Annotated in this window: 17 protein-coding genes; 5 read left to right on the forward strand and 12 right to left on the reverse strand. The window is 64.8% G+C overall.

What is annotated here, in order from left to right:
• Positions 1-15: 15 nt before the first annotated feature.
• The 3 genes from BJ6T_RS33935 to BJ6T_RS33945 all read right to left on the reverse strand — a co-directional run bounded on the left by BJ6T_RS33935 (position 16) and on the right by BJ6T_RS33945 (position 3,731).
• Positions 16-1,671 (reverse strand): hypothetical protein, encoded by a 1,656-nt coding sequence (locus BJ6T_RS33935; RefSeq protein WP_014497105.1) that lies wholly within the window; start codon positions 1,669-1,671, stop codon positions 16-18.
• A gap of 10 nt (positions 1,672-1,681) precedes the next feature.
• Positions 1,682-2,380, reverse strand: coding sequence for a cysteine hydrolase family protein (locus BJ6T_RS33940; protein WP_028156964.1), 699 nt, complete (start codon positions 2,378-2,380; stop codon positions 1,682-1,684).
• 385 nt (positions 2,381-2,765) lie between these two features.
• A complete protein-coding gene (locus BJ6T_RS33945) occupies positions 2,766-3,731 on the reverse strand; it encodes a hypothetical protein (protein ID WP_014497107.1) in 966 nt (321 codons plus the stop codon).
• 164 nt (positions 3,732-3,895) lie between these two features.
• Here BJ6T_RS33945 and BJ6T_RS33950 point away from each other — a divergent pair, with 164 nt between their 5' ends.
• Positions 3,896-7,372, forward strand: coding sequence for an indolepyruvate ferredoxin oxidoreductase family protein (locus tag BJ6T_RS33950; RefSeq protein ID WP_014497108.1), 3,477 nt, complete (start codon positions 3,896-3,898; stop codon positions 7,370-7,372).
• Between the two features lie 254 nt (positions 7,373-7,626).
• On the opposite strand, the gene BJ6T_RS33955 is transcribed toward BJ6T_RS33950, so the two are convergent.
• The 4 genes from BJ6T_RS33955 to BJ6T_RS33970 all read right to left on the reverse strand — a co-directional run bounded on the left by BJ6T_RS33955 (position 7,627) and on the right by BJ6T_RS33970 (position 12,578).
• Positions 7,627-9,351, reverse strand: a complete 1,725-nt coding sequence (locus BJ6T_RS33955) for an FAD-dependent oxidoreductase (protein WP_028169772.1) — start codon at positions 9,349-9,351, stop codon at positions 7,627-7,629.
• A 59-nt stretch (positions 9,352-9,410) separates the two neighbouring features.
• Positions 9,411-10,430, reverse strand: coding sequence for a S1C family serine protease (locus tag BJ6T_RS33960; protein ID WP_014497110.1), 1,020 nt, complete (start codon positions 10,428-10,430; stop codon positions 9,411-9,413).
• Between the two features lie 92 nt (positions 10,431-10,522).
• A complete protein-coding gene (locus tag BJ6T_RS33965; RefSeq protein WP_014497111.1) occupies positions 10,523-10,972 on the reverse strand; it encodes a hypothetical protein in 450 nt (149 codons plus the stop codon).
• A gap of 7 nt (positions 10,973-10,979) precedes the next feature.
• Entirely contained in the window at positions 10,980-12,578 is a 1,599-nt protein-coding gene (locus BJ6T_RS33970; protein ID WP_014497112.1) for a GMC family oxidoreductase, read from the reverse strand.
• 201 nt (positions 12,579-12,779) lie between these two features.
• Between BJ6T_RS33970 and BJ6T_RS33975 the strand changes: the two genes are divergently transcribed.
• A complete protein-coding gene (locus tag BJ6T_RS33975) occupies positions 12,780-13,568 on the forward strand; it encodes a thermonuclease family protein (protein ID WP_014497113.1) in 789 nt (262 codons plus the stop codon).
• Between the two features lie 213 nt (positions 13,569-13,781).
• Here the strand turns inward: BJ6T_RS33975 and cyoD are convergent, their stop codons facing one another.
• The 4 genes from cyoD to BJ6T_RS33995 are packed head-to-tail and all read right to left on the reverse strand — an operon-like array spanning position 13,782 to position 17,632.
• Complete coding sequence (gene cyoD / locus BJ6T_RS33980; RefSeq protein ID WP_014497114.1) at positions 13,782-14,171, reverse strand: cytochrome o ubiquinol oxidase subunit IV; 390 nt, start codon at positions 14,169-14,171, stop codon at positions 13,782-13,784.
• Positions 14,168-14,809 carry a cytochrome (ubi)quinol oxidase subunit III gene (locus BJ6T_RS33985; protein ID WP_014497115.1) on the reverse strand — a complete coding sequence of 214 codons (642 nt, stop codon included), beginning with the start codon at positions 14,807-14,809 and terminating at the stop codon, positions 14,168-14,170. Before BJ6T_RS33985 ends, cyoD begins: the two co-directional genes overlap by 4 nt.
• Positions 14,809-16,809 (reverse strand): cytochrome o ubiquinol oxidase subunit I, encoded by a 2,001-nt coding sequence (gene cyoB, locus BJ6T_RS33990; RefSeq protein WP_014497116.1) that lies wholly within the window; start codon positions 16,807-16,809, stop codon positions 14,809-14,811. The genes BJ6T_RS33985 and cyoB overlap by 1 nt, the downstream gene beginning before the upstream one ends.
• Positions 16,799-17,632, reverse strand: coding sequence for a cytochrome ubiquinol oxidase subunit II family protein (locus BJ6T_RS33995; RefSeq protein ID WP_014497117.1), 834 nt, complete (start codon positions 17,630-17,632; stop codon positions 16,799-16,801). The genes cyoB and BJ6T_RS33995 overlap by 11 nt, the downstream gene beginning before the upstream one ends.
• Positions 17,633-17,865: 233 nt before the next feature.
• On the opposite strand from BJ6T_RS33995, the gene BJ6T_RS34000 reads away from it, so the two are divergent.
• From BJ6T_RS34000 to BJ6T_RS34010, 3 genes are read left to right on the forward strand one after another with little or no spacing between them, the layout of a single operon-like run.
• A complete protein-coding gene (locus BJ6T_RS34000) occupies positions 17,866-18,678 on the forward strand; it encodes an SDR family NAD(P)-dependent oxidoreductase (RefSeq protein ID WP_014497118.1) in 813 nt (270 codons plus the stop codon).
• An 11-nt stretch (positions 18,679-18,689) separates the two neighbouring features.
• Positions 18,690-19,244 carry a carboxymuconolactone decarboxylase family protein gene (locus tag BJ6T_RS34005; RefSeq protein ID WP_014497119.1) on the forward strand — a complete coding sequence of 185 codons (555 nt, stop codon included), beginning with the start codon at positions 18,690-18,692 and terminating at the stop codon, positions 19,242-19,244.
• A gap of 1 nt (position 19,245) precedes the next feature.
• The gene (locus BJ6T_RS34010) at positions 19,246-20,046 is read left to right on the forward strand and encodes an SDR family NAD(P)-dependent oxidoreductase (RefSeq protein ID WP_014497120.1); all 801 of its coding nucleotides are present in this window, start codon (positions 19,246-19,248) and stop codon (positions 20,044-20,046) included.
• A 16-nt stretch (positions 20,047-20,062) separates the two neighbouring features.
• Here the strand turns inward: BJ6T_RS34010 and BJ6T_RS34015 are convergent, their stop codons facing one another.
• The gene (locus BJ6T_RS34015; RefSeq protein ID WP_014497121.1) at positions 20,063-20,386 is read right to left on the reverse strand and encodes a hypothetical protein; all 324 of its coding nucleotides are present in this window, start codon (positions 20,384-20,386) and stop codon (positions 20,063-20,065) included.
• Between the last annotated feature and the right edge of the window lie 2 nt (positions 20,387-20,388).

Consider the following 20,388-nt stretch of genomic DNA (forward strand, 5'->3'; position numbering starts at 1 on the left):
TCTGTTTTCCGAGACCTACTCCGCCGGCGCGGCGTGCATCTCCGGATGGGCGGAATAGTGCTCGGTGGTGCCGAGCCTGCTGGCCGCGAACAGTCCCGCCGCCATCACCGCGTAGGCGAACGCCACCGCGGGCGTGACGCCGATGCCGACGGCTTCGCCGTGCATGAAGCCGAAGTAAGTCAGCACCGCACCGACCAGCGCGAAGGCCGAGGCCTTCTCGAAATCACGCTCGATGATGAAGACGCCGATCGCACCGAGGATGAGGCCGCCGAGGATGGAACCGCCGCCCATCACCTCCAAGCCGTGATAGAACACGCCCTGCTGCGGCAGCGCGGCAATCGCGGCAGCCTTGACCGCGTCGGCCTTGTCGGCGGCGAGACCGCCGACAGAGGTCGCCGCCATCATGGTCGAGCCGAGCATCGTGTCGATCTGGAGCTTGGCCCAGGCGGCAAGATGCGGCGTCAGCGCCAGCACGATCGCGGGCGCGTGCTTGACCGGTGTGGTCTGGAACGCCTGCGCGCCGATCAGCATGCCGATATAGAGCAGGATCGGTGAGATCGCGACGACGGGCACGAGCGCCAGCAGCACCGAGATGATGCCGAACCAGGCCAGCACCACCACCATGATGCCGGTCGCAGCCGAATAGCCGATGCGGCCGCCCATCGCCTTCCAGCCGGGATGTCCGATATAGACGGCGTTGATGAAGGGGTTGCCCATCAGGCAGCCGATCAGGCTGACGACGCCGTCGGCGGTGAGCACCCGCGTGGTCGGATATTCGTCGCCGGCCGCTTCCGCGCTCTCGACATTGTCCATGGCCTCGACGAGGTCGTAGATGCCGAACGGAATGGCGGTAACCAGGATGATGCCGAGGAATTCGAAGCCGGAGAAGACGTAGCCCACCGCGGGGATCGGCACCGAGAAGCCGAAGTTCGCGAAAGCGTCGCCGACGCCCTTGACGCTCAGCCCACCGAGACCGAGGCCGAACAGGTTCGATCCCCAGGCGATGACCATGCCGACCGCGATGGCGACGAGGCCCGCGGGAATGCCGCGCCAATATTTCACGCCGCCGAACCAACTCACCAGGATGATGGCGAAGCAAACGAGACCGATCTGCGGCGTCATGTACATCTCTAACGCCGGACGCATCGAGATGAAGGTGACGGAGACGCCGGCGAGCGTGCCGAGCAGCGCCGCGCGCGGCGTGATCTTGCGGATGAACGGCGCGATGAAGCCGCCGATCATCAGGATAAAGCTCTGGAAGAACACCCAGACGAGGCCGGCCGACCAGCCCTTGAGCGGGTCACCGGTCTTGATCGTGATCGGCAGCATGATCACGAAGGTGACGATGAACATGTGCGGTACGCTGACGCCCGAGGGCAGTGCGCAGACATCGCTGCGGCCGGTCTTCTGCGCCAGCCGATAGGCGAGATACGCGTAGTAGAAGGTGGAGAGGCACATCATCAGCCCGAGCGCGGGCAGGATGCGGCCGAACACGAGACTATCGGGCATCTTCAGGACGAAGCGCAGCAGGCCCGTGAGCACCAGCATGTTGACGAGGATGTTGGTGCCGAAGCCGAAGAACGCGTTCCAGTCGCCCGATGTCCATAGTACCGGCTTGAACTCCGACTTGCTCAGATCAGATCTGCCGGAAGTCCCCGTCAATGTGCTCATGATGTTACCCCTATGTGGTCGAAACCTTCATCGCCTCCAGTACTGCGGCTGAGTCCGCGACCCAGCCGAAGATGCCGCCCTGGGCCTTGATCATCTTCAGGCCCATCTCGTGAAATTCCGGGAAGTAGGATGCGCAGCCGTCGGAGATGACGACGCAGCGATAGCCGCGGTCGTTGGCCTCGCGCACGGTGGTGTTGACGCACACTTCCGTTGTGACGCCGCAGACGAGCAAGTTCTCGATGCCGTATTTCTCCAGCACATCCGTGAGCTCGGTGGCGTAGAACGCGCCTTTGCCGGGCTTGTCGATCACGACCTCACTGTCGAGCGGATAAAGCTCGGGAATGATGTCGTGGCCGGCCTCGCCGCGAATGAGAATGCGCCCCATCGGGCCGGGATCGCCGATGCGCAAGGACGGCGCGCCGCGCTCGACTTTTGCGGGCGGCGCGTCGGACAGATCGGGCAAATGCCCCTCGCGCGTGTGGATCACCAGCATGCCGGTGTCACGCGCCGCCTTCAGCACCGCGCCGATCGGCTTCACCGCGCGCGCGAGCTGGCTGACATCGTTGCCCAACGTCTCGCCGAAGCCGCCCGGCTCCATGAAGTCGCGCTGCATGTCGATGATGAGAAGCGCGGTGGCAGGCCAGTCGAGCCTGATCGGCTCGGGCTCGGCGCTGATGACGCCCGGTGTCGGCTTGGTCGAGTTCAACATGACTCAAGGCCCCCGCGAGAACTCTCTTTGCCAGGAGTTCTGCAAACGCCGTGCCATTGTGTACAATTGCGGTGGCGCGCGGGCTGCGAGGGAATTCGTTGTGCCGTCAGAAGGTTACGCCAGCGGCTGACAGCTGCTTATTCCCTGTGCGACGGCTTTGCGACGTGCAGTTGCTTAAAGGATGAGCGGGCGGCGACGGACTCACTCGCCGTCATTCCGGGGCGACGCTCTTTCCTCTCCCTCTCCCCGTTCTTACGGGGAGAGGGTTGGGGTGAGGGGCCTGCTTCCGCAATACCGGCGACAGTCAAGCTCGCGGAGACTCCCCCTCACCTGGAATTTGCTTTCGCAAATTCCAGCCTCTCCCCGCATGCGGGGAGAGGCGAAGTCACGGCTCGCGCCTACCGTCCGGTCCGTACAGCTGCCGATACTCCATCTCATACGGCGCATACGAATCCTTCAGCGTCGCCATGTTGAGCAGCATGGTGGCCACCACCGCGCCCGACTTGCCGAACACGCGCGTCTTCACCCAGGCGCTCTCGGTGCGGCGGCTGCCGGAGAGCGCGACGACTTCACGCTCGATTTCGTACACCTCATCGACGAAGAGCGGTCCCTTGATCAGCCTGATCTCCTGGTCCGCGAACAGGCCGACCGCCGGCCCCTTGGCCGGCAGCGGATCGTCCTTGGAGCGGTACTGGAACAACACGCTCAGCATCTCCATCGGGATGATGGGCTTGCCCCAGGGATTGTCCGCTCCCGAATAATAAGGCGAGTTCTCGGTGATAACGGCGAGCTTCTGCCGGAGAGAGAACGGATAAAGGTCGCCCATGTTCTGATCGAACGCCATCCGCACCGTCTGCCGTTTGCTCGTCTGGGCCACCTTCACATCGCGCAGGATCACGGGATCGGCGAGCGGCTTGAGCTCGCCCAGGCGCGCCTCGAGCGCAGTTGCGACATGCGGCTCACCGACCGAGGCCGTGCCGCGTAGCACCTCGGTGCCGTCGCGCTTGACCATCTGGATCTGGCACTGGCTCGTGCCGGGCAGCGGCTTCGACAGCGCCGCCTGCACCTCCTCGCCTTCGAAGCAGGCGTTGCGGTAATGCGCAGACAGGCAACCGCTCTCGAACCAGGCCTGCCCCCACAGCCGCGCGCCGAGCGGGGCGAACTGGCTGAAATGTGTCGGGCCTTCGATGGTGCCGCCCTTGAAGCCGAGCTTTTGCGCGGTGGCATCATCGTGGATCGAGGCGTGCGCGTCGTAGACTTGCGCGTGAAGCATCTGGCGCGGCTGGCGCCACGGGCCAATCAGCGCCTCGGCCGTCTCTCCAATCTCGGTGTCGAATGCGTTTGCAGCCATGGTGTCCTCCACAGGCAGCCATGACTAGCAGGAGCGCCACGGATGCGGCTAGCTGTATTGACTTCGCCGGCCCATGCTCTTGACTGTCACAATTCGCGTCGCGCCGCCGCTATCCCTCCCGCAGCGCAAACCCCCAAGCCGAACGAGAGACGAGGACTCCTGAAATGACGCTGATGCAGGTCGAGCTGGACGACAAATACCGGCTCGAATCGAAGCGGATCTTCCTGTCCGGCACGCAGGCGCTGGTTCGGTTGCCCATGTTGCAGCGCGAACGCGACCGGCTTCAGGGGCTCAACACCGGCGGTTTCATCTCGGGCTATCGTGGTTCCCCGCTCGGCATGTACGACCACGCACTGTGGCGCGCAAAGTCGCACCTCCAGCAGCATGACATCGCCTTCGTCCCCGGGCTGAACGAGGACCTGGCTGCGACCGCCGTCTGGGGCAGCCAGCAGGTCGGCCTGTTCCCCGGCGCCAAGGTCGATGGCGTGTTCGGCATCTGGTACGGCAAGGGCCCCGGCGTCGACCGCTCGGTCGACGCGCTCAAACACGCGAATGCGGCCGGCACCTCGCTCAATGGCGGCGTGCTCGCGCTTGCCGGCGACGACCATGGCTGCCAGTCCTCGACGCTGGCGCATCAGAGCGAGCAGGTATTCGCGGCGGCGCTGATCCCCGTGATCAATCCGGCGACACTCCAGGACTATCTCGACCTCGGCCTCTACGGCTTCGCGCTGTCGCGCTTCTCCGGCTGCTGGGTCGGCTTCAAGGCGATCAGCGAGACCGTGGAAAGCTCGGCTTCGATCGACAGCGATCCCGAGCGCATCCGGATCAAGCTGCCCGACGATTTCGAGATGCCGCCCGGCGGCCTCAACATCCGCTGGCCCGATCCGCCGCTGGACGCCGAGCGCCGTCTGTTCGGCCCGAAGATGGCCGCCGTGCAGGCCTTTGCCCGTGCCAACCAGCTCGACCGCATCGTGCTCGATTCAAAACCGGCCCGGCTCGGCATCGTCGCGACCGGCAAGGCCTATCTCGATCTACGCCAGGCGCTGGCCGATTTGGGCATCACCGACAAGGACGCGCAGGACCTTGGGCTGCGCATCTACAAGGTCGCACTGACCTGGCCGCTGGAAGAGAGCGGCGCCAAACGTTTCGCCGAAGGTCTTCAGGACGTGCTGGTGGTTGAGGAGAAGCGCGGCTTCATCGAAGACCAGCTGATGCGCATCCTCTACAATGTCGATGCATCGAGGCGGCCGACCGTCACGGGCAAGCGCGACGAGCGCGGCGCACCGCTGCTGCCGAGCGAGGGCGAGCTGACGCCGACCATTGTCGCAGGCGCGTTGGTGGCGCGGCTGCGCAAGCTCGGGCATCACAGCCCGGTGCTAGAGCAGCGCCTCGCCCGGCTCGAAGCCTTCGACAATCCCGTCACATCAAGCACGCAGATCAAGCTCGCGCGCACGCCGTTCTTCTGCTCGGGCTGTCCGCACAACTCCTCGACGCGGGTGCCCGAAGGAAGCCGCGCCATGGCCGGCATCGGCTGCCACGGCATGGCCTTGAGCATGCCGACCCGCCGCACCGATCTGATCTCGCATATGGGTGCCGAGGGCGTGAACTGGATCGGCCAGTCGCCCTTCACCACCGAGAAGCACATTTTTCAGAATCTCGGCGACGGCACCTACACCCATTCCGGCCTGCTTGCGCTGCGCGCGGCATCGGCCGCCGGCATCAACATCACCTACAAGATCCTCTACAACGACGCCGTCGCAATGACCGGCGGCCAGCCGGCCGAGGGCGCCTTCAACGTCGCGCAGATTGCGCACCAGGTCTGGGCCGAGGGCGTCAAGCGACTTGCGATCGTCTCCGACGATCCGACGAAGTATCCGGAAGGCAACTACTTCCCACAGGGCGCGACCATCCATCACCGCCGCGAGCTCGATGCCGTGCAGCGCGAGCTGCGCGACATCAAGGGCCTCACGGTCGTGATCTACGACCAGACCTGCGCCGCCGAAAAGCGCCGCCGCCGCAAGCGCGGGCTCTATCCCGATCCCGCAAAGCGCGCCTTCATCAACGAGCTGGTCTGCGAGGGCTGCGGCGATTGCTCGCAGGCTTCCAACTGCGTCTCGGTGCAGCCGCTGGAGACCGAGTTCGGCCGCAAGCGCCAGATCGACCAGTCGAACTGCAACAAGGACTTTTCCTGCGTCGAAGGTTTCTGCCCGAGCTTTGTCACGGTGCATGGCGGAAGCCTGAAGCGGATGAAGACGTCGGCGGTCGATTCCGGACAGTTGTTCGCCGACCTGCCGCTGCCTCCTGCCCGCGAGCTCGAGGCGCCGTACAACATCCTCGTCACCGGCATCGGCGGCACCGGCGTCATCACCATCGGCGCGCTGCTGGGCATGGCCGCCCATGTCGACGGCCGCGGCTGCTCGGCGCTCGACTTCACCGGCCTGTCGCAGAAGAACGGCGCGGTGATGAGCCATGTCCGCATCGCACGGAGGCCGGAGGATATCTCTGCCGTCCGCATCACCACGGGCGGCGCCGACGTCATCCTCGGCTGCGACATGATCGTCTCGGCAGGTCCCTCCGCGCTCAGCCGTGCCGAACGCGGCGTGACCAAGGCCTACATCAACGCCGACCTGCAACCGACCGCGAGCTTCGTGCAAAATCCCGATCTCGACTTCGAGATGGGCACGATGCAGACCGTGCTGCGCGACGCCGTCGGCGACTCGAACCTCGACATCATCGACGCGACAGGCATTGCCTCGGCCCTGATGGGTGACAGCATCGCGACCAATCCCTTCATGCTCGGCTTCGCCTTCCAGAAGGGTGCGATCCCACTCTCGCTGGAGGCTCTGCTCCGCGCCATCGAGATCAACGGCACCGCGGTCGAGATGAACAAGCTCGCCTTCACCTGGGGACGGCTGGCCGCCCACGACATGTCGCGCGTGCGCAGCGTCCTCCAGTTCAAGAGCCGCGCATCCGCGCCGACGAAGTCGCTCGACGACGTGATCGCGACCCGCGCGGAGTTTCTGACCGGCTATCAGGACAAGGCCTATGCCGACCGTTACCTCGCGGCCGTCGCCAAGGTGCGCAAGGCGGAAATGGTCGCCTCGCCCGCGTCCACCGAGCTGACCGAGGCGGTCGCGAAGAACCTGTTCAAGCTGATGTCCTACAAGGACGAGTACGAGGTGGCACGGCTCTACACCGACGGCAGCTTTGCCAAGAAGGTGTCGGAGAAGTTCGACGGCGACTTCACGCTGAAATACCACCTCGCCCCGCCGATCTTCGCGCGGCGCGACAAGACGACCGGACACCTTCAGAAGAAGGAGTTCGGCGGCTGGATGATCCACGCCTTCCGCATTCTCGCCAGGCTGAAGGTCCTGCGGGGCGGCGCGTTCGACCCGTTCGGCCGCACCGAGGAGCGCCGGACCGAGCGGAAGCTGGTCGCGGATTATCTCGGCATGATTGATCAGCGGATCGCCGGGCTGAAGGCGGAGCAGATCCCGCTGCTGGCGCGGCTCGCACGCGTGCCCGAGACGATCCGCGGCTTCGGCCACGTCAAGGAAGCCAACATCAAGCTCGCGGCGGCCGAGACAGCGCGGCTGGAGGCGGAGCTGGAGAACAGCCGCTTTGCCGCGGCGGCGGAGTAGCGGAGGACGCAAACTCTCTCCACGTCATTGCGAGGAGCGAAGCGACGAAGCAATCCAGAAACCCTCCGCGGAAACAGCCTGGATTGGTTCGCTGCGCTCGCAATGACGGAGATTGTGGACGAGCTCGCCACACACGCGGCGTCATCGCCGGCTTGACCGGGCGATCCAGTACTCCGAGACGGTTGTGGCTCAATCGATAGGCCCCGGTGTACTGGATTCCCCGTCTTCGCGGGGAATGACAGCGGTGGAAGTAGCTAGACTGACGCTAAGGCGTTACTCGGCGCGACCGTCGCCCCCTCCGCCAGATGCCGCCCCGCGATATACCCGAACGTTAGCGCCGGCCCGAGCGTGATCCCCGGCGCCGGATAGTTGCCGTTCATGATCGACCCCATGTCATTGCCGCAGGCGTAGAGACCCGCGACCGGCGTGCCGTCCTCGCGCAGCACGCGCGCCTGGGCATCCACCTTCATGCCGATGGCGGTGCCGAGATCGGCCGGATGGATGCGCATCGCGAAGAACGGCGCGCGGAGGATCGGCGCGACGCAGGGATTGGGCTTGTGGCTGGCATCGCCGAGGTGGCGCTGATAGATGGTGCTGCCGCGACCGAATTCGGGATCGCGGCCCTGCTTCGCATCAACGTTGTAACCTGCGATCGTCGCCGTGAGCACGGATGGATTGACGCCGATCTTCGCCGCGAGCTGCGCGATGTCGGGAGCCTTGAGCAACTCGCCGCTCGCCACATTGCGCCGGAAGTTGAGCGTAAACGGCTTGATGCGGCCGAGGCCATAGCTCCACAGGAACTGGCGATCGCAGACGAGATAAAACGGCCGATCCGGCTCGCCATTGCCGTCGCGCAACATCGCCAGCACGAACTCATGGTGGGACAGCGCCTCGTTGACGAAGCGACGGCCGGCCGCGTTGATGGCGATCACGCCGGGCTTGGCGCGGTCGGTCACTGTATGCGGGAAAACGCCTCGGCTGCCATCGGGGCGACGGAACAGCGAGGCCGGCACCCAATAGGCCGGGTTCGTCGCCTCCGCGTTGAGCGCGGCACCGGCCGTGGCCGCAAGCCGCAGCCCGTCGCCCGTGCCAGCGGTGCTGGCCGCCGAGACGAAACCAGCCGCAGCCGGGAAGAAGCGTTTGCGCAACACAGCGTCGTGCGAAAAGCCGCCGGTCGCGACCACCACGCCGCGGCGCGCGGAGATCAGGCGGTCGCGGGAGCCGTGGCGGATGACAACGCCGCCGACGCGATCGCCCTGCATCGACAGGTCCTCGACATCGGCGCAGAAGAGAATCTCGACCTGCCGCGCCAGCAGCGAGGCATAGAGCCGCGCCGCGAGCGCGTTGCCGAGATGCAGCGTCGTGCCGCGCCGATTGCGCAGCCGCTGCAACGCGTATTCGGAAACCAGCCGCACCGCGCGCAGGGTCGAACGCAACGATTTTCCGGCCCGGCGCAGATGCGGGATGTCGAGGCGATTGACCATCATCCCGCCGAACAGCGTGAACTGCGGCAGCGGCGCGCGCAGCCGCGCGAAAGGCGCGCCGAGCCGGCTGCCGTCGAACGCGACCGGCTCCAGCACGCGCCCGCCTGATGTCGCGCCCAGCCGCTCCGGATAACAGTCCGGACAGGCTTTCACCGGCTGGAGGCGCACTTCCGCGTTGGCTTCGAGATAGGCGACCGCCTCCGGCCCGCGCGCGAGGAAGGCGGCACGCAGGCCGGCATTGGCAGGCTCCGGCACCGTGCTCGACAGATACCGGACCGCGTCCGTGATGCTGTCGGACAGCCCGACGTCCTTCATCTTAGGATTGGCGGGGATCCAGACCATGCCGTCGCACCAGGCGGTCGTGCCGCCGACGAACGCCGTCTTCTCGATCACCAGCACGTGCAAGCCTTCAGCGGCGGCCACCGCCGCAGCCGTCATGCCACCGGCACCAGCGCCGACGACAATGACATCGTAGGTCTCATGCGCCGGCATCATGCGGCAAGGGTCCGGGAACGAGGCATGACACCGTCATACCTCGCCCGGAGGCGCCAACGCTAGCGCGCCGGCTTGCGCTCGATCGGGTCGATATCGATCGCCCGCAGGCGGCCGAGCCGCAGCACGTCCATGGCGAGCCGCCGGCCGATCCGGTCGCGATCGAGCACGCGGATCAGATCGTCGACGCCGTTGATCTCGACACCGTCGAGCTTGATGACGACGTCGCCGGGCAACAGGCCCGCCTTCGCCGCCGGTCCATCCGGCTCGATCTGCATCAAGAGCGCGCCCATCTTGTTGTCGACACCGGCCAGCACCGCGTGCCGCCGCGGCACCGGTGCAGTCTGCCCGGCAACGCCGATAAAGGCGCGGCGGACATAGCCATGGCGGATGATCTCCGACAGCACGAACTGCGCGGTGTTGCTGGCAACCGCGAAGCAGATGCCTTGCGCGCCGTTGATGATGGCGGTGTTGATGCCGATCACCTCGGCATTCGACGACACCAGCGGTCCGCCGGAATTGCCGGGGTTGAGCGCAGCATCGGTCTGGATCACGTCCTCGATGGTGCGCCCGCTCACCGAGCGGATCGAGCGCCCCAGCGCCGAAACCACGCCGGCGGTCACGGTCGACTCGAAGCCGAGCGGATTGCCGATCGCGATCACGAGCTGGCCGCGCCGCAGGGTCTTGGAGTTGCCGAGCGCGGCATAGGGCAAGTCGCGCACGCCGTTGGCACGCAGCAGCGCGAGGTCGGTGTCGGGGTCGACGCCGAGCACCCGGGCCTCACCGACGTTGCCCTCGACGTCCCGCAGCCGGATCTCCTTGGAGGAACCGACCACGTGGCTGTTGGTGAGGACGAGCCCGTCCGGCGAGATCACGATACCCGAGCCAAGCCCGCCGCGCTCGCGACCGTTCGGCACCTTTGGCCCGGTCTCGACGCGCACGACGGCGGGACCGACACGGTCGGTCACGCCGATCACGGCATTGGAATAGGCGTCCAGCAGGGCCCGGTCATCGACCGGGGCAGACGCTGTCGCTCGCGATGACGCGGCGTCATCGACGATGTCTGAGGTAAAATCCAGCATGGCAAGAGTCCTTGAGGCTCACACAAATGGTGGCCTGTTCCTGCCAGCGCAAGGGACCCCGCTTTGGGCGCAGGGCTGGACTGCCCAGGTGGCTAGGGCGCGCGCCGCAGCGTACCCGCCCTCTCCTTGACCGGATCGAGCAGCGACCAGTCGCCGTCCGGGAGCACGTAGCCCTTGGGGAACGGCGCGCGCAGCTCGAGCCCGAGCGAGCGCAGCACCCGGTCGTCGCGATAGTAGCACTGCAGGACGACGCGGACGAGGGTTGCGGCGGCAGCGCCGCCGGAGCTGCGGAACTCCTGCGCCACCGCATCGCGCCTGGTGGCATCGAGCTCGACGAGTGGTTGCCCTGCGAGCCGGGCCAGATGGTCCAGCGCCGCCGCCACCAATTTGGTGTCGCGGCCCAGCGTCGTCAGAATATCGGTCTGGATGACGGGGTCGTCGGCGCCGGGCACCTTGTACTCGTCGCTGGCGGGCACGATCATCGCAGCGATGGTGCGGAGGTCGTTGCATTGGGCGCGCGTGAGTTGATTGTCTGCGGACATGACGGCCTCAGTCGAACAAGTTTGCGAGGCGCTGCTTCATCTGGTCGGCGATGTAGAGCGCGAGCGCCTGGATGGTGGACGTCGGATTCACGCCGCCCGAGGTGACGAAGATGCTGCCGTCGACGATGAAGAGATTCTTCACGTCGTGCGTGCGGCCCCATTCGTTGACGACGGATTTTTCGGGGTCGGTGCCCATCCGCGCGGTGCCGAGCAGATGCCAGCCGCCCCACGGGATCGGCGAGTTGACGCAGATGTCGGTCGCCCCCGCCATTTCCAGAACCTCCCGGCCACGGGCGAGCGCATGTTCCATCATCTTCCGGCTGTTCTCGCTGATGGTGTAGTCGATCTTCGGCGCGGGAATGCCGTGGCTGTCCTTCATGACAGGATCGAGCGTGACGCGATTGTGCTCTTCCGGCAGGTCCTCGCAGATCGCGGAGAATCCCAGCCGATGGCCATTGAGCTTGCGGAAGACGCTGTGATGATCGGCGCCCCACGGCAAAATGCCCTTCTGCTCGCTCACGACAGCCTCGAACACGGGTCCTGCCCCGCGCACGAACTGGACGCCGTAGCCCCGCACGAAGCCGCGCGAGAGGTCGGTGTCATACCACTCCTTGCTCCACAGACAGGTCGGCGGCGCGCGGTTGCTGTCGGTCGGCTCCTTCACATAGCCGTAGATCTGCGCATAGGGATGGAACATCAGGTTCTTGCCGACGAGGCCCGACGAATTGGCAAGACCGTGCGGGAAGCGGTTGGATGCCGAGTTGAGCAGCAGTCGCGGCGTGCCGACGCCGTTGCAGGCGATGATGACGACATGCGCCGGCTGGAACTGCTCGACGCCATCCTTGTCGTAATAGACCACGCCCGAGGCCATGCCGTTCTCGTCGGTGGTGACCTCCCGCACCCGGCAATGCGTGCGAAGCTCGACGCCGGCACGGATCGCGTGCGGCCAATAGGTAATGTCGGTCGAGGATTTTGCGCCTTGCGCGCAGGCCGGCGTGCAATGGCCGAGATTGATGCAACGCGCGCGGCCCTCATAGTCTGTGGTCGCGACCGTCGTGTCCGACGGCCACCAGTGCCAGCCAAGCTCGTTCATGGCCTTGCCAATGATCGCACCGGACAATCCGAGCGGCTGCTGCGGCATCGGTGGATACGTCAGCGGCGACAGCGGATCCCCCGATAGCCCCGACGTCCCCATGATGCGGTCGTTCTCTTCGAAGAACGGCGTCAGCGTGTCGTAGTCGATCGGCCAGTCGTCGGCGACACCGTCGAGCGTCTTCACCTTGAAGTCGGAGGGATGCAGCCGCGGCCAATGCGCGGTGTACATCACCGTCGAGCCGCCGACCGCGTTGTAGTTGACGACCTTGATCGGCGAATTGTCGTCGTTGATCGGATAGTCCTCGGGCCGGCCGCGGACATTCGGGCTCGACGACCACTCGCCGTAGAACTTGGCCTCCCAGTCGCGGCCCGTGCTGGGATATTCCGCCGGGTTCATCCAGCCGCCCTGCTCCAGGCAGAGAATGTGCATCTTGGTCTCGGCCAACGACCACGCGATCGCGGCACCTGAAGCGCCGGCGCCGATGATCAGGACGTCCACGGGGTCTTTCATCGAACTTTCTTCCTCCCGCCCTCGCCGCTTCAAGGGCGATTCGGTCTACGCAGGTTTTTGATCGTGCCGAACGATAGGGGCAGACCGGCCGGTCAGTAAAGGCTGGACCGCGAATGTCGCACTTCGCAGCGCGCAGACCATTGGTATCGCGACCTCCGGATGCTAGGAACGAGGCGCCAGAGCAATCGATAGCGAGACGTTATGTCGTTTAGGAATAAATTTGCCGCCGCCCGCGCCCTCGCGCTTGTTTCGTTTCTCGCTCTGTCCGGGTTTCTGGCCTCGTCCGGGCCGGCCTCCGCGCTGACGGCAGCCGCGACCGTCCGGGACGCCAATTCGATCCAGCTCGGCGACGTCACCTACCGCCTCGACGGCGTCGACGCGCCCGAGCTGGACCAGGTCTGCATCGACGATCACGCCGATCCCTGGACCTGCGGCATCGAGGCCCGCGACCAGCTGGCAAAGCTGATCAACAAACGCAGCGTGCGTTGTGACGATGTCGGGCCGGAAAAGAGCTTCGGCAAACGGCACCGGGCGATCTGCACCGCCGAGGGCGACAAGGTCTCGTTGAACGAGCAGCTGGTCAAGCTTGGCTATGCCATCGCCCGCGAGCCGATCAAGGCGAACGTCAAGGCTGCCGCGGCCGACGCCAAGACCGCGTCAGCCGGGATCTGGAAGGGCTGCTTTGTTGCACCGCAAGAATTCCGCACGGGCAAGAAGGACGGCGCGCTGCTGGGCGCCGCCTGCCGCGCCGACCGCGACAAGGAAATCCGCGCGGCGCTGTTTCCGGAGGAGCTGACCATGCCGCCGAGTTGCAGCATCAAGGGCAAGCTCGCGGTGCGGGCGCGCGTCACCGGCAATATCGGCATCTATCACTTGAGGGGCTGCCCGAGCTATCCCGCGACCACCAGGCCGGACCGCTGGTTCTGCTCGGAGGACGACGCGCAGGCCGCCGGCTTCCGCAAGGCCTACAATTGCCGCCGGCCGAAATGAGGAAGCCTGTCACGAGCATGTGAGCGGTAGCCGGAGACAGTATTGATCCGGAATTGAACTCTCTCGGTGGTTACTCCATCTAATATGTACGCAAGCGCTTTGCGCGAGCGTTCCTTGGCAGCAATCCGGCTTAGGTCCGATTGCTTTGCTCGGGCGTTTCCTCCCTAGACTTGGGCCGCTTGTCACAACAAGCGGCTCTTCTTTTTGTGCGCCCTATTTCCGCATCGGCATGATCTGGTCCATCGGCGGCATGTTCGCATTCAGATGCCCCATGATCCAGACGGTGCCACCGACGACCAGGAAGACGACCAGAAGGCCGAAGGCGAGCGCCAGCACGTTGTTGGTGTTGTCAGGCCCGGTCGTGATGTGCAGGAAGAACACGAGGTGCACGCCCATCTGCGCGATCGCCAGCACGATCAGTGCGACGGGGATGGACGGCTGCCAGACCAGGTCGGTGCCGGCGATGAAGAATGACATTGCCGTGAGCACCAGCGCGAGGCCGAGCCCAACGACATAGCCGAGCACCCGCTCGCCGACGCTGTGTTGCTCCTCCTCGCCCGGTGCAAGATCGTGTCCGGTCCGCACATGCGTCTGATCGCTCATACGGCACTCCCAAGCAGGTAGACGACGGAGAAGACCCCGACCCAGACGATGTCGAGCGCATGCCAGAACAGCGCAAAGCACATCATCCGGCGCAGGACGTCGGCGCGAAAGCCCTTTGCGAACACCTGGGCCATCATGGTGAGCAGCCAGAGCACGCCGGCGGAGACGTGCAGGCCGTGGCATCCGACCAGCGAGAAGAACGACGTCAGGAACGCGCTGCGCGACGGGCCATAGCCGCGTGCCACGAGGTCGGAGAATTCGCGGAACTCGATGGTGAGAAAGATCAGTCCGAGCACGCAGGTCACGGTCATGCCGAGATAGAACCAGAACCGGTTGCGCACGTCCGCGGCAATGCTGGCCATGCCGCAGGTGAAGCTCGATAGCAGCAGGCAGACCGTCTCGATCGCGACATTCCTCTGCTCGAAGATCTCCGAGCCCCTGGGGCCGCCGGCGGTCTGGCCGGACAGCACCGCATAGGCCGCGAAGAAGCAGGAGAACATCACGATATCGGAGAGCAGGAAGACCCAGAAGCCGTAGGCGGTCACGATGCGCTTCGATGCCGGGCCTGGGTGCTCGACGACGAGCCCGATGTGGTGGGGGTCGGCATGCGCGCGGCCGGCGGTCGCCGTCATCGACATCAGAGCGCTCCCGCCATGCTGACGAGGCTGCGCCGTTCCTCGAGATTGATGCCGTCGATGCGGGCGACCTCGTCGGCCGGAATGACGTATTCGTCGTGGTCGCGCCAGGCGAACACGACGAAGGTCGCGAAGGCGCCGACGCCGCCCAGGATCACCATCCACCAGATGTGCCAGATCAGCGCGAAGCCCATGATGGTGGCGAAGAACGCGCAGACGAAGCCGGTCGGCGAGTTCCTGGGCATCTCGATATCCTGATACTCCGGCCGATCATGCTTGAGCTGCTGCTGCTTGGCATGGGCCTTCTGATCCCAATAAGCATCCTCGCCGCGCACATCGGGATGGAAGGCGAAGTTGAACACCGGCGGCGGCGACGAGGTCGCCCATTCCAGCGAGCGGCCGTCCCAGGGATCGCCGGTGCGGTCGCGCAAGGCCTCGCGGTTGCGGATGCTGACCACGAGCTGCACGATCTGGCAGATCACGCCGATCGACAGCACCGCCATGCCGGCGGCCGCCACGAACATCCATGGCCGCCAGGCCGCGACGTCGTAGTGCTGCAGGCGCCGGGTCATGCCGAGCATGCCGGCGATATAGAGCGGAATGAAGGTGACGTAGAAGCCGAGGAAGGTGAACCAGAACCCGGCCTTGCCCCAGCGCTCGTCGAGACGAAAGCCGAACGCCTTCGGGAACCAGTACTCGAAGCCGGCGAAGGCGCCGAACAGCACGCCGCCGATGATGACGTTATGGAAGTGCGCCACCAGGAACATGCTGTTGTGGAGCATGAAGTCGGCCGGCGGCACCGCCACCAGCACGCCCGTCAGCCCGCCGATGATGAAGGTGACCATGAACCCGACCGCCCACAGCATCGGCGTCGCAAAACGGATGCGGCCGCCATACATCGTGAACAGCCAGTTGTAGATCTTCACTCCCGTCGGAATCGCGATGATCATGCTGGCGATGCCGAAGATGGCGTTGACGTCGGGGCCGGCGCCCATCGTGAAGAAATGGTGCAGCCAGACCATGAAGGAGATGACGCAGATCGCCATGGTCGCGAGCACCATCGAGCGGTAGCCGAACAGCGCCTTGCCCGAGAAGGTCGAGACCACCTCGGAGAAGATGCCGAAGGCCGGCAACACGAGGATATAGACCTCGGGGTGCCCCCAGGCCCAGATCAGGTTCATGAACATCATGACGTTGCCGCCGGCTTCATTGGTGAAGAAGTGGAAGCCGAGGTAACGGTCGAGCAGCAGCATCGCGAGCGTGGCGGTGAGGATCGGAAAAGCTGCGACGATGAGCAGGTTGGAGGCCAGCGTGGTCCAGCAGAACATCGGCATGCGCAGATAGTTCATGCCCTTGGTGCGCAGCTTCAGCACGGTGGTCACCAGGTTGATGCCGGCGACCAGGGTGCCGACGCCGGAGATCTGGAGCGACCAGGCGTAATAGTCGACGCCGACGCCGGGCGAATAGGACAGCTCCGACAGCGGCGGAAAGGCGAGCCAGCCGGTGCGCGCGAACTCGCCGATCACGAGCGAGAGATTGACCAGCAGCGCCCCGGTCGCGGTCAGCCAGAAGCCGACGGAATTGAGCGTCGGGAAGGCGACGTCGCGCACGCCGAGTTGCAGTGGCACGATCAGGTTCATCAGCCCGATCACGAACGGCATCGCCACGAAGAAGATCATGATGGTGCCGTGAGCTGAGAAGATCTGGTTGTAATGCTCGGGCGGAAGATAGCCCTGCGACTGGTAGGCCACCGCCTGCTGGATCCGCATCATGATCGCGTCGCTGCCGCCGCGCAGCAGCATGACCGAAGCGAGCAGGATGTACATCACGCCGATGCGCTTGTGATCGACGCTGGTGATCCATTCGTGCCAGAGATAGGGCAAATGACCTTTCACGACGACCCAGATCAGCACGCCGAGGATCGCGACCAGCACCACGGCACCCGCGACGAGGGGTATCGGCTGGTCGAACGGGATCGCCGACCAATCGAGCTTACCGAGCATCGTGACCTCCACTATGCGGCCTGCCGGCATCGGAGAGCAGCTCCGGGCCGGGCCCTGGCGGAATGTGCTGGGTTGCGATCAGGTCGAACAGACGGGGGTCTTCCAGGCGAAACGTCAGCCTGTTCTTCTCGACGCCCTGCTGCATCAGCTTCGTGTAGCTCTCCTCGTTCAGCACGGCATCGGTCTTCGCCGTGGTCGCGACCCAATCCGGGAAGGCGAGCTGCGAGATCACGTTGACGTCGAACATCATGTCGGGAAAGCCGTCGCCGGAGAAATGCGCCGACAGGCCTTGCAATTTGCCCTCATTGTCGGCGCGCAGGTTCAGCTTCGTCACCATGCCGTTCATGGTGTAGATCATGCTGCCGAGTTGCGGGATGAAGAACACGTTCATCACGCTCGACGACGTCAGCTGGAAATTCAGCTCGGCGCCGGCCGGCACCGTCAGCGTGTTGACGGTGGCGATACGCTGGTCCGGATAGATGAAGAGCCATTTCCAGTCGAGCGAGACCGCCTGGATGCGGACCGGACTGCCGGTGCCCGGCACGGGCGCGGCGGGATCGAGCTGGTGCGAGCCGATCCAGGCGACGCCTCCGAGCAGGATCACGGTGAGCGCGGGGATCGCCCACACGACCATCTCGACGCGGCCGGAATAGACGAAGTCAGGCTGGTAACGTGCTCTCGGATTGGACGCGCGAAACCAGAACGCAAAGGCCAAGATCGCGAAAATGGTCGGCACCACGATCACGAGCATGATGAAGACGGAATCGACCAGGATGGTGCTGTTGGCGGCAGCCACCGGCCCTTGTGGATCGAGCAGATTCATCGGCAAGCCACTGGCGATTGGGAAACCCCGGGCGGGAGCCTAGCGCGGAAAAGCCCCCGCAACAAACGCAAGCTCGGCAGAACGGTTCCGCGATATGCCCGCTTAATCGCGCGCCGTGCCGCCCGGCGGCATGCAATTCCATGCGATGTCAATGACATCCGCGCGGGACCGCCGGCCTTCTCTCCTGTCAGGGCGATTGCTAATCTGCACGAAAATAATTGGGATGAAACGACATGCAGGGCCCCGAGGACGATGCCGGCCTCGCCGGCAAGGTGGCGCTGATCAGCGGTGGTGGCGCCGCTGGCGACGGCATCGGCAACGGCCGCGCTGCAGCAATTCTGTTGGCCCGCGCCGGAGCAAAAGTGCTGGTGGCCGATCGCGACCTCAAGCTCGCCGAGCGCACCGTGGAGATGATCACGGCCGAGGGCGGCACGGCGGCGGCGCATGGTGGCGACGTCACCAGCGAAGCCGATTGCAAGACACTGGTCGAGGCTACACTCGACCGCTGGGGCCGGCTCGATTTCCTCGACAACAATGTCGGCATCGGCAGCCGCGGCAGCGTGGTCGACGAGACGCCCGAGCAGTATCGCCGCGTCATGCAGGTCAATGTCGAGACCATGTTCCTGCTCTCCAAGCACGCGATCCCCGCGATGATCAAGACCGCCAGGGGCGGCGCGATCGTCAATATCTCCTCGATCTCGGCGCTGCGGCCGCGTGGGCTCACGAGCTACACGACATCGAAGGCCGCCATCATCGGTCTCACGCGCGCCATGGCGGTCGATCACGGTCGCGACAACATCCGCGTCAACTGCATCTGCCCCGGACCGATGTACACGCCGATGGTCTATGCCCGCGGCATGAGCGAACAGGCACGCGCCAACCGCGCCAGGGCCTCCCTGCTCAAGACCGAAGGCACCGGCTGGGACGTCGGCCACGCCGCCAAATTCCTGCTCAGCAACTTCGCGCGCTACATCACCGGCCAGGTGCTGGTGGTCGACGGCGGCGTGACGCTGCAAGCGCCGGAACGTGAATCACAGGAACACTGAAAGGAACACGGATGGCCCGCCTGCCCTATCTCGAGGCCGACCAGGTCGCGCCTGAATATCGCGACATGCTCAAGCGCAACACCAACCTGCACAAGCTGCTGGTCAACTCGCCGGAGATGGCGCGCGCCTTCAACGGCATCGGCGGCTATATTCGCTTCAAGAGCAAGCTCGACCCGCGGCTGCGGGAGCTCGCGATCCTCCAGGTCGGCTGGATGGAGAAGTCGGAATACGAATTCACCCACCATGTGAAGATCGGCAGGGAGTTCGGCGTCACCGACAAGGACATCGCAGGCCTGATGGCGGAGACCGAGGGCAAGCCGTCGAAGCTGGAGCCGCTCGCAAAAGCGATCCTGAAAGGCGCACGCGAGATGGTGCGCGAGCTCGCGATGGCGGACGCGACCTTCGCAGAGATCAAGAGAGATCTCTCCGACGAGCACATGGTCGATCTCGTGCTCACCATCGCCTTCTATTGCGGCGTGGTGCGCGTGCTCGCCACCATGAAGATCGACAACGAACCGTATTACAAAGAGGTACTCCAGCAGTACCCGATCCCGGGAGTGAAGTGACATGCGCTTGAAGGACAAGGTCGCGATCGTCGTCGGTGCCGGCCAGAGCCGCGGCGAAGGCATGGGCAATGGCCGCGCAACCGCGCTGACCTTCGCGCGCGAGGGCGCCAAAGTGCTGTGCGTCGACCACCACCTGGAATCGGCGCAGGAAACCGTCGATCTGATCGCAGCGGATCAAGGCACCGCCGCGGCCTTCAAGGCCGACGTGACCAAGTCCGCGGACATCAAGGCGATGGTCGCGGATGCGCAGGCGCGCTGGGGCCGCATCGACGTGCTGCACAACAATGTCGGTGTCAGCCTGTCCGGGGGCGATGCCGAGCTGCTTCAAATCACCGAGGAGGCGTTCGACCGTATCGTCGCCATCAATCTGAAGAGCTGCATTCTCGCGGCGAAGGAAGTGATCCCGATCATGCGCGCGCAGAGAAGCGGCGCCATCATCAACATCTCCTCGATGGCCGCGATCACGACCTATCCTTACGTCGCCTACAAGGCGACGAAATCGGCGATGATCGCCTTCACCGAACAGCTCGCCTACCAGAACGCCGAATACGGCATCCGTGCCAACGTCATCCTGCCCGGCCTGATGAACACGCCGATGGCCGTCGACACCCGCGCCCGCGAATGGTCCAAGCCCCGCGCCGAGGTCGAAGCCGAGCGCGACAGCAAGGTGCCGCTGCGCAAGAAGATGGGCACCGGCTGGGACGTCGCGAACGCCGCGCTGTTTTTGGCGTCGGACGAGGCGAATTTCATCACGGGCGTGACGCTACCGGTGGACGGTGGCGCGAGTGTGAGACGGGGGTAGCACTCAACTCCGGACGTCATGACGATAAGTAGGTGAGAAAGCGCGGCGCCAATAGTTTGCTTCCGATCAGGACGAGAGCATCGACAACTACGACCGTCACCTTAATATCCAACCCCTTGGTCGACGCGGCGACCAAAAATGAAAAAGCCACAAGATAGAAAATGGTAGTCAGCATCAAAATAAGTCCGAGAAATCCTTGATCGATCCCGTACTCGGTGTCTCCCTTGAGAACGAAAAGCACAATGATGCCGATGGTGACCAGGAAAGCGACGCCTAGTCCGATGCTAAACCACTGCCAAGCCGCCGTAACCAACGGCTCAGTTGTCCCCAGTCCTTCCATTT

The organism is Bradyrhizobium japonicum USDA 6, assembly GCF_000284375.1.
Classification (GTDB): Bacteria; Pseudomonadota; Alphaproteobacteria; order Rhizobiales; family Xanthobacteraceae; genus Bradyrhizobium; species Bradyrhizobium japonicum.